The organism is Pseudomonas sp. PDM22 (genome assembly GCF_014851965.1).
GTDB lineage: Bacteria > Pseudomonadota > Gammaproteobacteria > Pseudomonadales > Pseudomonadaceae > Pseudomonas.
Genome location: NZ_JACVAR010000012.1, coordinates 40,741 through 54,383, shown reverse-complemented (window position 1 = coordinate 54,383; position 13,643 = coordinate 40,741). Strand labels below are relative to the sequence as shown.

Annotated in this window: 18 protein-coding genes; 12 read left to right on the top strand and 6 right to left on the bottom strand. The window is 67.0% G+C overall.

What is annotated here, in order from left to right; all coding sequences use genetic code 11:
• Nucleotides 1-5 precede the first annotated feature (5 nt).
• Nucleotides 6-461 (bottom strand): nucleoside deaminase, encoded by a 456-nt coding sequence (locus tag IB255_RS29660; RefSeq protein ID WP_081516795.1) that lies wholly within the window; start codon nt 459-461, stop codon nt 6-8.
• Between the two features lie 25 nt (nt 462-486).
• Complete coding sequence (locus IB255_RS29655) at nt 487-1,122, bottom strand: ankyrin repeat domain-containing protein (RefSeq protein ID WP_081516794.1); 636 nt, start codon at nt 1,120-1,122, stop codon at nt 487-489.
• A 109-nt stretch (nt 1,123-1,231) separates the two neighbouring features.
• Here IB255_RS29655 and IB255_RS29650 point away from each other — a divergent pair, with 109 nt between their 5' ends.
• Complete coding sequence (locus IB255_RS29650; protein WP_081516793.1) at nt 1,232-2,098, top strand: LysR substrate-binding domain-containing protein; 867 nt, start codon at nt 1,232-1,234, stop codon at nt 2,096-2,098.
• A gap of 5 nt (nt 2,099-2,103) precedes the next feature.
• On the opposite strand, the gene IB255_RS29645 is transcribed toward IB255_RS29650, so the two are convergent.
• A complete protein-coding gene (locus IB255_RS29645; RefSeq protein ID WP_081516792.1) occupies nt 2,104-4,167 on the bottom strand; it encodes a putative bifunctional diguanylate cyclase/phosphodiesterase in 2,064 nt (687 codons plus the stop codon).
• 211 nt (nt 4,168-4,378) lie between these two features.
• On the opposite strand from IB255_RS29645, the gene IB255_RS29640 reads away from it, so the two are divergent.
• Nucleotides 4,379-5,467 carry an FUSC family protein gene (locus tag IB255_RS29640; RefSeq protein WP_081516791.1) on the top strand — a complete coding sequence of 363 codons (1,089 nt, stop codon included), beginning with the start codon at nt 4,379-4,381 and terminating at the stop codon, nt 5,465-5,467.
• Between the two features lie 31 nt (nt 5,468-5,498).
• On the opposite strand, the gene IB255_RS29635 is transcribed toward IB255_RS29640, so the two are convergent.
• On the bottom strand, nt 5,499-6,257 hold the full coding sequence (locus tag IB255_RS29635) for a 3-oxoacyl-ACP reductase family protein (protein WP_081516790.1): 759 nt from the start codon (nt 6,255-6,257) through the stop codon (nt 5,499-5,501).
• A gap of 123 nt (nt 6,258-6,380) precedes the next feature.
• Between IB255_RS29635 and IB255_RS29630 the strand changes: the two genes are divergently transcribed.
• Nucleotides 6,381-7,304, top strand: a complete 924-nt coding sequence (locus IB255_RS29630; protein WP_081516789.1) for a LysR family transcriptional regulator — start codon at nt 6,381-6,383, stop codon at nt 7,302-7,304.
• 122 nt (nt 7,305-7,426) lie between these two features.
• Nucleotides 7,427-7,684 carry a hypothetical protein gene (locus IB255_RS29625; RefSeq protein ID WP_081516788.1) on the top strand — a complete coding sequence of 86 codons (258 nt, stop codon included), beginning with the start codon at nt 7,427-7,429 and terminating at the stop codon, nt 7,682-7,684.
• Nucleotides 7,685-7,751: 67 nt separating this feature from the next.
• Here the strand turns inward: IB255_RS29625 and IB255_RS29620 are convergent, their stop codons facing one another.
• Nucleotides 7,752-8,078, bottom strand: a complete 327-nt coding sequence (locus IB255_RS29620) for an I78 family peptidase inhibitor (RefSeq protein WP_081516787.1) — start codon at nt 8,076-8,078, stop codon at nt 7,752-7,754.
• Nucleotides 8,079-8,304: 226 nt separating this feature from the next.
• On the opposite strand from IB255_RS29620, the gene IB255_RS29615 reads away from it, so the two are divergent.
• Nucleotides 8,305-8,691, top strand: coding sequence for a hypothetical protein (locus IB255_RS29615; protein WP_081516786.1), 387 nt, complete (start codon nt 8,305-8,307; stop codon nt 8,689-8,691).
• A 48-nt stretch (nt 8,692-8,739) separates the two neighbouring features.
• Here IB255_RS29615 and IB255_RS29610 read toward each other — a convergent pair whose 3' ends face one another.
• Nucleotides 8,740-9,612 (bottom strand): LysR family transcriptional regulator, encoded by an 873-nt coding sequence (locus IB255_RS29610; protein ID WP_081516785.1) that lies wholly within the window; start codon nt 9,610-9,612, stop codon nt 8,740-8,742.
• A gap of 108 nt (nt 9,613-9,720) precedes the next feature.
• On the opposite strand from IB255_RS29610, the gene IB255_RS29605 reads away from it, so the two are divergent.
• The 7 genes from IB255_RS29605 to IB255_RS29575 all read left to right on the top strand — a co-directional run bounded on the left by IB255_RS29605 (nt 9,721) and on the right by IB255_RS29575 (nt 13,638).
• A complete protein-coding gene (locus tag IB255_RS29605; protein WP_081516784.1) occupies nt 9,721-10,467 on the top strand; it encodes a CTP synthase in 747 nt (248 codons plus the stop codon).
• The gene (locus IB255_RS29600; RefSeq protein WP_081516783.1) at nt 10,464-10,787 is read left to right on the top strand and encodes an antibiotic biosynthesis monooxygenase family protein; all 324 of its coding nucleotides are present in this window, start codon (nt 10,464-10,466) and stop codon (nt 10,785-10,787) included. Before IB255_RS29605 ends, IB255_RS29600 begins: the two co-directional genes overlap by 4 nt.
• Before the next feature lie 92 nt (nt 10,788-10,879).
• Nucleotides 10,880-11,341: a hypothetical protein gene (locus IB255_RS29595; protein ID WP_081516782.1), complete on the top strand. Its 462-nt coding sequence runs from the start codon at nt 10,880-10,882 to the stop codon at nt 11,339-11,341.
• A 20-nt stretch (nt 11,342-11,361) separates the two neighbouring features.
• Nucleotides 11,362-11,787, top strand: a complete 426-nt coding sequence (locus tag IB255_RS29590) for a VOC family protein (RefSeq protein WP_081516781.1) — start codon at nt 11,362-11,364, stop codon at nt 11,785-11,787.
• A 126-nt stretch (nt 11,788-11,913) separates the two neighbouring features.
• The gene (locus IB255_RS29585; RefSeq protein WP_230986104.1) at nt 11,914-12,576 is read left to right on the top strand and encodes a C40 family peptidase; all 663 of its coding nucleotides are present in this window, start codon (nt 11,914-11,916) and stop codon (nt 12,574-12,576) included.
• A gap of 145 nt (nt 12,577-12,721) precedes the next feature.
• Nucleotides 12,722-13,318, top strand: a complete 597-nt coding sequence (locus IB255_RS29580; RefSeq protein ID WP_081516780.1) for a C40 family peptidase — start codon at nt 12,722-12,724, stop codon at nt 13,316-13,318.
• Nucleotides 13,319-13,344: 26 nt separating this feature from the next.
• Nucleotides 13,345-13,638, top strand: a complete 294-nt coding sequence (locus IB255_RS29575) for a hypothetical protein (RefSeq protein ID WP_081516779.1) — start codon at nt 13,345-13,347, stop codon at nt 13,636-13,638.
• Nucleotides 13,639-13,643: the final 5 nt, after the last annotated feature.

The following is a 13,643-nucleotide window of genomic DNA, read 5'->3' as shown; positions in this document are numbered from 1 at the left end:
GCGGCTCACGAGCGCTGCTCCTGCCAATGGTTGTAAAGACCCTCTTCACCGCTCGGACGCAGAGCGCGCAGCGGTACCGACTGCCACTGCGGCGGCTGGGTCACCTGCTGGTACACGGCGGCGGTCGACAGCCCGAACGGCTCGCCATCGTCGTTGGAATAGGCGAAGTACGCGCCCTCCACGCCGCACAGGTGCATGGCCGCCAGGCACATCGGGCATGGGTGGCCGCTGGCGTAGATCACGCAGCCGTCCAGCCGCGACATGCCCAGCACCGCCGAGGCACGGCGGATCACCAGCAGCTCGGCGTGGGCGGTGGGGTCGAAATCCAGGTGGATGGAGTTGGCGGCGCGGGCGATCACCCGGCCGTCCTTGACCAGCACGGCGCCGAACGGGCGGCCGCCGGCCTCGATGTTCTCACGGGCCAGTTGCAGGGCCTCGCGCATGAAGACTTCGTGTGACATGGCAGTTTCCAGCGAATCGGTTCGATCAATGCGCGCCGGCGACTTCCAGCATCCTGGCGATGGTGGTCTGGTTGCGCTGGCGGGCGTGTTGCAGCGGCGTGACGCCGTCGTTGTCGGCCAGGTTCAGGTTCGCCCCGGCTTCTATGAGTTGTTTCACGATGGCCTGGTGGCGCGGGCCGCCGTCGCTGAGCAGGATGGCTTCGAGCAACCCGGTCCAGCCCAGCTTGTTGACGTGATCGGGGTCGACGCCAGCCTTGAGCAGCGTCGCTACCACCTCCACATGGCCGCGCTCGCAGGCCGGGATCAGTGCCGTGCCGCCATAGCGGTTGGTGCTGCGCAGGTCGGCGCCGTGGGCCAGGGTCAGCCGGAGGATCTCCAGGCGTCCCGCCGCACCGGCCAGCAGGTAGGCGCTGTCATGGATGCGGTTCTGCCGGTTGACGTCGGCGCCAGCGGCAATCAGCAGCCGCGCGACTTCCACACGGTTGCCGGCGGTGGCCAGCAGCAGCGGCGTGTTGCCCTGCCCGTCGCTCACATCCACCGGTACGCCGCGTTTGAGCAGGGCCGCCACCTCGGCTTCGCGACCGTCGCTGGCAGCGCCCAATAGCGAGTCTGCGGCGGCACGGTTGTGCACGTCCTCGGTCTGAACAATCGGCATTTCCATGGGCGCTCCCCCGTGATGGCTGTCGTGCCTCTAATCAATGCAGCCAGTATGACGAAGGGATGTTCTATGCTGAAATTAAATAGAAACATGACTTTCAGTGGGAATCGCAATGCTTGACCCCAACCTGCTGCGCAGCTTCGTGATGGTGGTGGACGCCGGCAACTTCACCCGCGCCGCCGAGTTGCTGCACCTCACTCAGTCCACCGTCAGCCAGCAGATCCTGCGGCTGGAGCAGAGCCTGGACTGCCGCCTGCTGGACCGCAGCCAGCGCCAGGTGCTGCCCACCGAACAGGGCGAGCAGCTGCTGGGCTACGCGCGACGCATCCTCGAACTCGGCTCGGAGGCGCGCGAGGCGCTGAGCAGCGAGCACAGCGAAGGCGTGCTGCGCCTGGGCATGCCGGAGGACTTCGCCGGCGAACGGATGATGCCGCTGCTGGCGGCCTTCAGCGCAGAACGCCCGAGGCTGCGCCTGGAAGTCTCCAGCGGCCTCAGCCAGGAGCTGCTGCGCCAGTACCGCAGCGGCGAACTGGACCTGGCGCTGGTCAAGCAATGGGGCGCGGACAGCGACTGCCTCGCCCACTGGCCCGAACCCCTGGCCTGGCAGGACAGCGCCGCCACCCCCGCCGCCGCCCGTGATCCGCTGCCGCTGGTGGTCTTCCCGCTGGGGGCGCTGTATCGCCAGGAGATGATCCACGCCCTGGAAGCCAGCGGCCGGCGCTGGCGCATCAGCTACAGCAGCGCCAGCCTGGCGAGCCTTTCAGCGGCGGTGGCGGCGGGCATGGGGGTCAGCCTGCTGCCCCTGCGCGGCCGTCACGAAGGCCACCGCGTGCTGACCGCCGAGGAAGGTTTCGCGCCCATCGAGGGGCTGGAACTGGCGCTTTATGCGCGCCCGGAGCTGGGCAGCGCCGGGCGCAGCCTGTGCGAGCAACTGCGCGAACTGTGCGCGCAGCTCGCAGCGACTGCGCCGGAAAACTGAAGGGCTCAGGCCGGCGTGCCGAGACGCTCGAGAAACTGTTCGGCCGGCACCGGCTTGCCGAGCAGGAAGCCCTGCAGCGAGTCGCAGCCCAGGCGGGTGAGGAAGTTCTGCTGGCCCGAGGTTTCCACGCCCTCGGCGACGATGCGCAAATCCAGCGCCTGGCCCAGGGCGACGATGGCCGAGACGATGGCGGCGTCGTCGCTGTCCTGCTCCAGGTCGCGGACGAAGCCGCGGTCGATCTTCAACTCGTTGGCCGGCAGGCGCTTGAGGTAAAGCAGGCTGGAGTAGCCGGTGCCGAAGTCGTCGATGGACAGGTCGACGCCCATGTCCGACAGCCTGCCGAGGATTTCCAGGCTGGAGTCGGCGTCGCGCATGGCGGTGGTCTCGGTGATCTCCAGGGTCAGGCAGCGCGCCGGCAGCTGGTGGCGCTGCAGTGCGTCGGCCACCGACTGCACCAGGGCCGCATGGCAGAACTGCAGCGCCGAGAGATTCACCGCCACACGCCAGCTTTCATGGCCCTGCAGGTACCACTCGCGCATCTGCCGGCAGGCTTCGTCCAGCACCCAGTCACCGATGGGGATGATCAGCCCGGTGCGCTCGGCCAGGGCGATGAAGGTGTCAGGCATCAGAAGGCCACGCTGCGGATGCTGCCAGCGCAGCAGCGCCTCGGCGCCGATGGGCTCGCCGCTGGCGGCGAACTTGGGCTGGTAATGCAGGATGAACTCGCGACGCTCCAGGGCCGCGCGCAGGTCGTGCAGCAACTGCAGGTGGTTGCGCGCATTGGTGTTCATCGACTGCTCGAAGAAGCTGTAGCCGTTCTTGCCGTTGCCCTTGGCGTGGTACATCGCCGCGTCGGCGTTGCGCAGCAGTTCGTGCTGGCTGGCGCCGTCGCCGGGATAGACGACGATGCCGATGCTGGCAGCGATGCGCAGCTCCTGCCCGGCGACCTGGAACGGCTGGGCCAGCAGGCTGATCTGCTGCCCGGCGACGGTCACCGCGTCCTCGGCCTCGGCCAGTTCGGCGAGCACCACGAACTCGTCGCCGCCGATGCGCGCCACGGTGTCTTCGCTGCGCAGGCTGTCGCGCAGGCGCTGGGCCACAGCCTTGAGCAGCAGGTCGCCGACATGGTGGCCGAAGGCATCGTTGACCGGCTTGAAGCCGTCGAGGTCGAGGAACATCAGCGCGAAGTGCCCGCCGCCGCGCTGCACCTTGCCGATCATCTGCTCGATGCGGTCTTCCAGCAGGATGCGGTTGGGCAGGCGCGTGAGGTTGTCGTGCAGGGCGAGCTGGGTCAGTTCCTGGTTGGCCAGGGCCAGCGACGAAGTGAGCTGCGCCGTGCGCGACTCCAGCCGTGCGTCCAGCACCGAGGTGAGCAGCGCGATGCCGATCACCGCCAGGGTGACGATGATGATCAGCAGCGCCAGCCAGTCACTGTTCAACCCGCTGGGGGAGGCGCCGCAGAAGCTGTCCGCTGGGAAACGCGCGGCCGCCATGCCGGTGTAGTGCATGCCGACTATGGCCACACCCATCACCAGCGCCGCGCCAGCACGGGCCAGGCGCACGTAGGGCGTGTTCTGCCGCAGTTTGAAGGCAATCCACAGTGCTGCGCCGGAAGCCGCCACGGCGATCGCCAGGGACAGGCCGAACAGCGCCGGGTCGTAATCGATACCCGGCTGCATCAGCATCGCGTACATGCCCAGGTAGTGCATGCAGCTGATCCCGGTGCCCATGGCCAGCGCGCCGCAGATCAGCTGCCAGAGCGGCAGGCGATCCTGGCTGACCAGCGCCAGCGCGAAGCCCGAGCTGAGCACGGCAATGGCCAGCGACAACAGCGTCAGGGTGAGGTCGTAACCCAGTGGGATGGGCAGGCTGAAGGCGAGCATGCCGATGAAGTGCATCGACCACACGCCGATGCCCATGGCCACCCCGCCGCCGCCGATCCACAGCAGCACCGGCCAGCCACGGGTGGTCGCGATGCGCCCGGCCAGGTCCAGGGCCGTGTAGGACGCCAGCATGGCGACACACAGCGAAATCAGGACAAGGGAGGGATCGTAACTACCGGCAAGCATGGGAAATCTCGGTGCCCGTGGGGCGGGCGCAAAAGTGCGGAATTCTAGCGAAGACCGGTGAAGAGGAACCAGCGCTTCCGGTGGAATTTCTATCGGCGTGCCCGCAGCTGCCTTGAGCCCGTTCGGCGGCTCGCCAGAATGATCCACCGCAGGCTCTGGCCGGCGCAACCGGCTACCCTTGCAGAGTCCCCCACAACCGGAGCCGCTTCCCTTGGCGAAGCAACCCTCGATCCTCACCCTGCCGTTCCGCCGCCTGGCCAACCCTTATACCCGCTACCGCTACGCCGCCTGGATTCACTGCGTGCGCGTCGGCCTCGCGCTGCTCGCCTCGATGCTGCTGACCAGCGCGCTGAAATTGCCCCACGGTCTCTGGGCCTCGGTGACGGTGCTGGTGGTGATGGGCGGGCTGGTGCACCAGGGGACGATCCGCGGCAAGTCCTACGAGCGGGTGATGGGTACCCTGGTGGGTGCGGCGCTGGGGCTGTGTGTGATCGCGATCTACGACCAGACCCGTTCGCTCACCCTCACCTACCTGGCCATGTCGGTGCTGGGCGCGGCCTCGGCCTTCTATGCGATCCGCCGGCCCGGCTACGTCGCGCTGCTGGCGGGGATAACCATGTGCATCGTCGCCGGTCCCGGTGAGACGGGCTTCACCGAAGGGCTGTGGCGTTCGGCCAACGTGCTGATCGGCGTCGCCGTGGCCCTGCTGTTCTCGCAGATCTACCCGCTGCGGGCGGTCTACGTCTGGCGCTACCTGCTCTCGGACAACCTGCGTGCCTGCGCGCGGATGTACGGGCAGCTGTCGTCCAACCACGACTTCACCCCCGAGCATTTCGCCCGCCAGTTGGAGGAGCTGGACCACCGTCTGGTGGCATCGCGTGCGCACCTGGGGCCGGTGTCGCGGGAGACCGGCATGCCGCTGCGCGAGCTGGAGATTCTCCAGCGCATCCACCGCGCGATCATGGGCACCCTGGAATCGCTGATCGCCTCACGGCAGTTCGCCGCCGAGGCCGGGGAGATAGAACCGGTGCCAGCCAGCCTCGACAGCCACCGGCAGATCATCGGCCGCCTGCTGCTGCAATCGGCCCATGCCCTCAAGTTCAGTCGCACCAGCAAGCTGGTGCAGGCCTGCCAGGGTCTGGAAAACCTCCCGGTGCGGCCGCACAACCTGACCGACTCCTTCGAGAAGCAGGGCTTCTACTGGCTCACGCTGCGTCTCTATGAACAGGTGGAGATGCTTTCGGAAAAGCTCGCCGCCACCTCCGGGCACTGGAACATCCAGAGCCGCGACCGGGCCTGAGCCCGGCCGCGCTGCTGTCATCGACTGCCCGTCAGGCGCCGAAACCACCGTCGATGGTCAGGCTGGCACCGGTGATGTAGCCCGCTTCCGGGCCGGCCAGGTAGGCGACGAAGGCGGCGATTTCTTCCGCGCGGCCATAACGACCCACCGCCATCAGGTCCATCAGGGAGGCCGCGAAGTCGCTGTCGGCCGGGTTCATGTCGGTATCCACCGGGCCGGGCTGCACGTTGTTCACGGTGATGCCGCGCGGGCCGAGGTCACGGGCCAGGCCCTTGGTCAGGCCGACGATGGCCGACTTGCTCATGGCGTAGACCGCGCCGCCGCCGAAGGGCATCCGGTCGGCGTTGGTGCTGCCGATGGTGATGATGCGCCCGCCCTGCCCCATGTGCCGCGCGGCGGCCTGGGTGGCGACGAAGACGCTGCGCACGTTCACCGCCAGGGTGCGATCGAGGTCTTCCAGGCTGAATTCTTCCACCGGGGCGATGGCCAGCACGCCGGCGTTGTTCACCAGGATGTCGATGCCGCCCAGGCGCTGGGCTGCGGTGTCGATGGCCTGTTGCACCGAAGCTGCATCACCGCTGTCGGCCTTCAGCGCCAGGGCGCGGCCGCCGCCGGCTTCGATGCTGGCGGCGAGGTCTTCGGCCTTCTGCGCCGAGCTGACGTAGGTAAAGGCCACAGCAGCGCCTTCGCGGGCCAGGCGCTGCACGATGGCGGCGCCGATGCCGCGGGAGCCGCCCTGTACGAAAGCGACTTTGCCGGCGAGAGGTTGATGGGTTTGCGTGGTGGTCATTTCGTGTCTCCAGGAATCCAGTGGGGGAGTAAGTTCGACGGGGCCAGTTTCCCTCGCGGACTCGTTACTCGGTAGCCAGCAATCGCTATATTCAGTCGATACCAAACGTCCGGAATACCACCCATGGAAAGCCTGATCAGTATCGAATGCTTCGTCCGCAGCGCCGAGGCCGGCAGCTTCGCCGCCGCCGCGAGAAACCTGGGGCTGACGCCCGCGGCGGTGAGCAAGAACGTGGCAAGGCTGGAGAGCAACCTGGGCGTGCGGCTGTTCCAGCGTAGTACCCGCAGCCTGACACTGACCGAATCCGGCGCGCGATTTCTCGACGAAGCCAGCGGCGGCCTGGCCAGCCTGCAGAGCGCCATCGCCAATCTGGCCAGCGCCGACGGCCAGCCCAGCGGCATGCTGAAGGTGAGCATGGGGCTGGTGTTCGGCCGCGACTACATATTGCCGCTGCTGGGCGACTTCCTCGGGCGCTACCCGGCGATCCGCCCGGACTGGCACTTCGACAACCGCCAGGTCGACCTTATCGCCGAAGGCTTCGACGCGGCCATCGGCGGCGGCTTCGAGCTGCCGCCCGGCGTCGTGGCGCGCAAGCTGAGCCCGGCGCACCTGGTGCTGCTGGCCTCGCCAGCCTACCTCGACGGCCGCCCGGCAATCCGCTATCCGTCGGACCTGCCCAGCCACGACGGCATCCGCATCCGCTCGCCGCAGACCGGCCGCGTGCGACCCTGGCCGCTGACCAACCGCCAGCAGGCCCAGGCGCCGATCTCACTGAAGGAACGCATGACCTTCAGCGACCCGGAAGCCGCCTGTGTCGCCGCACTGATGGGCCTGGGCGTGACCCTGGTGAGCATGCAGCACGCCGTGCCCTACCTCGACAGCGGGCGCCTGGTGCGCGTGCTGCCGGAGTGGTATGTGGACGCCGGCAACACCGCGCTCTACTACGCCGCGCAGAAACTGCTGCCGGCCAAGACGCGGGTCTTCGTCGATTACGTCATCGAGCACTTCCGCAGCCAGGGCCTGGAGCAGCGCTTCAGTGCGCTGTGAAGCGCTACGACCTCGACCCTTGTTGCGAAAATTGAAATGAATCTTGCCGGTCGCCAGCGGGTCGATACTTAGCAAGCTACGCAGACCAGAAGCTTGCGCATCGAGAATCGAGGAGAACCTGGATGAAAAAATATGCCCTGCTCCTGGCCATGATGTTTTCCGTACCGGCCTTCGCTGACAGCGCGCTGTGCGACGGCAACCTGCAGCAGATCAACGACTTCCTCAAGACCGCCAGCAAGAACGCGACCGGCGTGAAGGTCAATGCGGTCCACGAGTACGTCGCCAAGGCCGAGGCGGCGAAGAAGGCCGGCAACTACGAGGAGTGCGTCAACCAGTCGAGCCAGGCGCTGCGCGTGATCAAGAAGCCCGCCAATCGCTGATCCGCACTGGCAACGAAAAAGCCCCGCCTAGGCGGGGCTTTTTCATGGGCGTCGGCCGGCGAAGGACTCAGCCGCAGGAGACCTGCTTCACCACCTGGTTGTCATCGACATCGATGTTCAGGCGCTGCGAGTTGTACTCCATGGTCACCGGCTGGTGCGGGGTGAGCACGCGGGCAACGCTGGCGCCGGCGTCGCGGCGGGCTTCCTCGGTCAGGGTCGGGTTGACGACCTTGCCGATGATCGATTGCACCGCCTTGGCGTTGCAGGTGCCGGTCATGGCCGGCGAGTCGTCCGCGGCCGGCTGGGCGGCATCGGACGAGGAATCCTTGGAACTGCAACCGGCAAGGGCAGCAACAGCAAGAAGCGACAGGAGCGTCACTCGGTTGAAGGGCATGGAAGGTCTCCCTGGTTCTGCATGGAAAAAACGCGAAAGGCGCCACCTTACCAGCCCGGAGGCTGCGGCAGCGCGATGGATGTATTGCAGGCTGATACATGCAATGCCCGTCGCAGAGCCGTACGGCGCCATTTACACAACCTTTACACCGGCGGCGTTACGATTCTTTCGAGGCCGATGTCTCATAGATACCTGGTTCCTCGCCGGGTTCCTCAGGAGGTGCATCATGCTTCACCGTCTCCCCCAGATCGCCCTGCTCTGCGCCGGCCTTGCCCTCGCCGGCCAGGCCGCGGCCAACAGCAACACCGATGCCGCGGCAATCGGCGCGGTGGTCGGCGCCGTTGTCGGGGGTGCCGTGGTCGCCGGCTCGCAACCCGCGCCGGCGCCCTATTACGCTCCGCCACCCCCGGTCGCCTATTACCCGCCGCCACCGGTGTACTACCAGCCGGCGCCGGTCTACCAGCCCGTGTATCAACCGGTGTACCAGCCGGTCTACCGCCCGGTCGTGGTGGTACCCGGCCCGCGTTACTACGGCCCGCCCCGCTACTATGGTCCGCCACGCTATTACGGCCCCGGCTACTACGGCCCGCCGGGGCACTACCGCCACTGGTAGGTACAGCTACAGACCAAAGACCCCGCTTCCCTGGCGGGGTCTTTTCATTCAGGCCGGCAGACGAATGCTCCCGGCCAGTTCCTCGAACAGCGTCACCACCGCCCGCAGCGCCCGGCAGTCCGGCCGGGTCAGCAACCAGAGATGGATGCTGCAACCGGGCAGTTCCGGCTCCAGCACCTGCAGCCCGTCGTCCGGGCGCAGCAGGAACGCCGGCAGCGCAGCCAGCCCCAGCCCCGCGCGGCACAGGTCGAGCACCGACAGCATGCTGTTGCAGCGGTAGGCCGGAAGCACCGTCGGGAACGCCTGGCGGCGCCAGGCGACGCTGGAGTGGTCGGGCAGAAAGTCGTCCGGGGCGATCCAGCTCATGTCCTGCCAGGGGCGGTCGCCCTGCTCGGCCAGGTAATCGCGATGGGCACAGAGGACGTAGTGCACCTCGCCCAGCTTGCGTCCGACAAGATGCTCCGGCGGCGCATTGGTCAGGCGCAGGGCGATGTCGGCGTCACGGCGGCTGAGGTTGGCGAAGGCGTTGGAGGTGGTCAGCTCCAGGTTCAGCGCCGGGTAGCGCTTCATGAAGCGCGCCAGGGCCGGCAGCAGCAGGCCTTGCAGCACGGTGTCGGAACAGGTCAGGCGCACGGTGCCGCTGAGCACGTCGTGGCCCTGCTCCAGGCCCAGACGCGCCGCTTCAAGCGCCTGTTCGGCCAGTTCCGCCTGGGTCGCCAGTTGCTGCGCGGTGGCTGTCGCCAGGTAGCCGTTGCGGCCCTTTTCGAACAGCGCGGTGCCCAGCGCCTTCTCCAGCCGACGCACAGCACGGAATACGGTGGAGACGTCTACCTCGAGCAATTCCGCGGCGCGCGCAAGGCTGCCTCCGCGTACCAGCGCCAGCACCAGGGCCAGATCGGCGTATTCCAGACGGTATTGCATCGACGCACTCCAAGGTTGCGCAATTGCCCATTTTCGCTTGCGCCTGCGCAACTATAAATTGCCTCCCAGGGGCCCGCCAATGGGCCACGACGCCAGGGGGAACAAAAGATGGGGAAACGTCGTAAAGCACTGCGCATCGGCCTGATCGGCGACCGCGATAGCCGCGTCACCGCCCACTGGGCGATTCCCCTGGCCCTGCAGCAATCGCTGCTGCCACATTCAGGCACCTTGCGCGTGGACTGGCTGGACACCCCGCGCCTGGCACAGGGGATGGACCTTGATCCGTACTCCGGCTTCTGGGCGATCCCCGGCAGCCCCTACCAGAACACCGAAGGCGCCTTGCGGGCGATCACCTTCGCCCGCGAGAACCAGGTGCCCTTCCTCGGCACCTGCGGCGGCTTCCAGCACGCCCTGCTGGAGCGCGCCCGCAACGTCCTCGGCTGGAGCGACGCGGCCCACGCCGAGACCGACCCGGAAGCGGCGCGCCCGGTGGTGCATGCCCTGCCCTGCTCACTGGTGGAAGTCAGCGAGACCATCCGCCTCACCGCCGGCTCGCACCTGGCGGCGATCTACGGCTTGCCGGATATCCGCGAGGGCTATCGCTGCAGCTACGGGGTGAACCCGCAGTTCCAGGACGAGCTGTTCGGCGGCTCGCTGCGCGCCTGTGCCCACGGCGAGGACGGCAGCATCCGCGCACTGGAAGCGACCGACCATCCGTTCTTCGTCGCCACCCTGTTCCAGCCCGAACGCAAGGCCCTCGCCGGCATCGCCGTGCCCCTGGCCGAAGCGTTCCTGTCCGCTGCCTTCCGCCATCAATCCAGTCAAGAGCCCACTCGCATCGGGAGTCCCGCATGATCGCCAGCACACCGCAACCGCCCTACTACGCCGTGACCTTCACCTCCTACCGCACCGAGCTGGACGAAGGCTATGGCGCCACCGCCGAACGCATGCTGGAACTGGCCGCGCAGCAGGACGGTTTCCTCGGCGTCGAGTCGGCCCGTGGCGCTGACGGCCTGGGGCTGACCGTGTCCTACTGGCGCGACGAGGCCGCCATCCGCCAGTGGAAGCAGCAGACCGAGCACCGCATGGCCCAGCAGGCCGGCCGCCGCGACTGGTACAGCGCCTTCCGCGTACGTATCAGCCGGGTCGAGCGCGAATACGGTTTCGAACGCTGAGCGACCCGTTCTGGCCCAGACACGACATGCCGGGTTCGATGCCCGGCGCACATCGTCTAGGCTGGTCCCCATTGAGCACGGGGGACCGACGCATGCACCGACAAGCCAGTGAACTGCAGGCCGCCTACCTGGGCGAAGTCCGCGGTGAAAACTTCTTCCTCGGCCTGGCCGAGCAACTGCCGGAGGGGGCATCCTCGATGCTCCTGCTGGCGCGACTGGAGCGCCAGACCGGCCTGCGTATGGCGCGGCTGCTGCAGCGCCATGGCCTGCCGCTGGGCGACACCGCACACGCCGCCGCCCAGGGCCGCCAGCGCGCCGCCGACTGGCTCGGGCTCGACTGGCCGCAGACCCTGGAAAAACTCGAAGTGCTGGTGGAGCCCTACGTCCAGCGCTACGACAGCCTGGCCATCGAGGGCGACGACGATGACCGCGACATCCTCGACGACCTCGCCGAGCATGAACACGCCCTGCTGGACTTCACCCGCCTCGCCCGCGAGGGCCAGATGAGCGCGGCCAAGGCCACCATCAGCCGCCTGCTGGCCGTACCGGCCTGAACCTGACAGGGAGCACGTCCATGGCGCTATCGCCCTTCCACCTGGCCATTCCCGTCTACGACCTCGCCCTGGCCCGGCGTTTCTACGGCGAGGTATTCGGCCTCGCCGAGGGCCGCAGCAGCGCCCAGTGGGTAGACTTCGATTTCTTCGGCCACCAGCTGGTGATCCACGAGCACCCGCGCACTGCCAGCCAGGAGGCGGCGCACACCAACGCCGTCGATGGCCATGACGTGCCGGTACCGCACTTCGGCGTGGTGCTGCCGTGGGAAGACTGGGAGCGCCTGGCGCAAAGGTTGCGCGAGCGTGGCACGCAGTTCGTCATCGAGCCCCATGTACGCTTCCAGGGCCAGGTGGGCGAACAGGCCACGCTGTTCCTCTTCGACCCCTGCGGCAACGCTTTGGAGTTCAAGGCCTTCAAGGACATCGGCCAGCTGTTCGCCCACTGAAGACTGTGACCACTGATCCACGCATGGAATCCACCTTCAAGCCAACTAGAAAACTCCTACATAGATTTTCCTACTCCCTTCCTAGGATGACGCCCGTCCCGATTTCTCACCGCGAGGTGATGCGACGTGCGCATCCGCTGCTGCCTTCCTCTCTACCTGGCCCTGGCACTCGCCGGCCCCGTGGCCCAGGCCGATGACTTCGACGCCCCGGCCTGGCGCCGCTTCGATGCGCCCCAGGCCTCGAACCTGGCGCTGGGCAGCGCACTCTCCGCCCCCCGCCGCGAAGGCCGGCCCAAATCCGAGGGACAAGCCACGGCGAAACCGGCCGAAGCCCTGAACGGCAGGCAGCGCTTCGCCATGCTTAAACTCGATCGGTTGCGCAGGCAATTTGGGCAGCAGAGTCCGGTCGACACCGACCGCATCGTCGCCCGCGCCCACGAACTGATCGGCACACCCTACCGTTGGGGCGGCGAATCGGAGAAAGCCGGCTTCGATTGCAGCGGCCTGCTCGTCTACCTCTACAGCAGCATCGCCAAGCGACAACTGCCGCGCACCACCGGCCTGATGGTCGCGCAACAGCGCAACCTGGTTGCCCAGCGCGACCTGCAGCCCGGCGACGCAGTGTTCTTCAACCACAACGGTCGCGGCCGCACCAGCCACGTGGGCCTGTACATCGGCGCGGGACGGTTCATTCACGCCCCCAGCACCGGCAAGACGATCCGCATCGACTCTCTGGACAACAGTTATTGGCAACGCCGCTACACCACCGCACGACGCTTCAGTGGCTGATGGCTGAGAAATGCACGGGAAGTCACCGCAGCGGTAAAAACGGGAAAATTCCCACGCCTGCATGGCGTTAGTCCACGTTCCTGAAAGCAAGGAGATTCATACGATAGCGCCCCGTTTTTCACGTTAGACACACGATGTACCCCAAATGCGCTTCCTCCCTACCCTGCTGGGCACCGCACTGCTGCTCGCCTTGACTTTCCCTGTCGCCGAAGCCCGTGAGGTGAAGCACCCACCCGCCCACAAGGTCGCGCCCAAGCCGACGCGCGCCGCCCAGACCAAGCTCGTCATTCGCAAGAACGTCCGCCCCCTTCGGAGCATGAAGCACCCGCTGCAGTCGAGCTTGCGCAGGCCCCAGCGGACGACCAGTACACGGGTAGTCAACCGCGCCCGTGAGCTGATCGGCATGCCCTACCGCTGGGGTGGTACCACCCTTGCCAGCGGCTTCGACTGCAGCGGGCTGCTGGTCTACCTGTTCCGTACCGAGGCCGGCATGAAGCTGCCACGCACCACCGGGGAGATGATTGACAGCGGCAGCAAGCGCGTCGGCCGCCACGACCTCAAACCTGGCGACGCGGTGTTCTTCAACCGCAATGGTCGCGGTGATGTCAGCCACGTCGGCCTGTACATCGGTAACAACCAGTTCATCCACGCCCCCAGTTCAGGTGAACGTATCCGCATGGACTCGCTGGACAACAGCTACTGGGAACGCAGTTTCACCACCGCCCGCCGCTTCAACGGCTGACTCCACGTCACAGGATTTCCCGAACGATGCCCAGCCTGCTGGTCGAGATAGTGCGCTACACGCAAGAGTGCTTCCCCGGTTGGGCCGAATGCCGCCTGGTCGATGCTAGAGGGCGCGACTGGCATTTCCTCAAGCCACGCGCGCGGCTGCATACCCCGAACCAGGACGATCAGCTGCCCGCGATGGGCCGGATCGAGTGCGAAGTGCTCGAACGCCAGGGCGGCACGGCGCTGGTCAGCACCGAGCAACCCCGGGGTATTCGCTCATTGGAAGGGGAAAACCGGTTTCGGATTCCCCTCAGCGCCCTGATCGAGGACTGACGCGG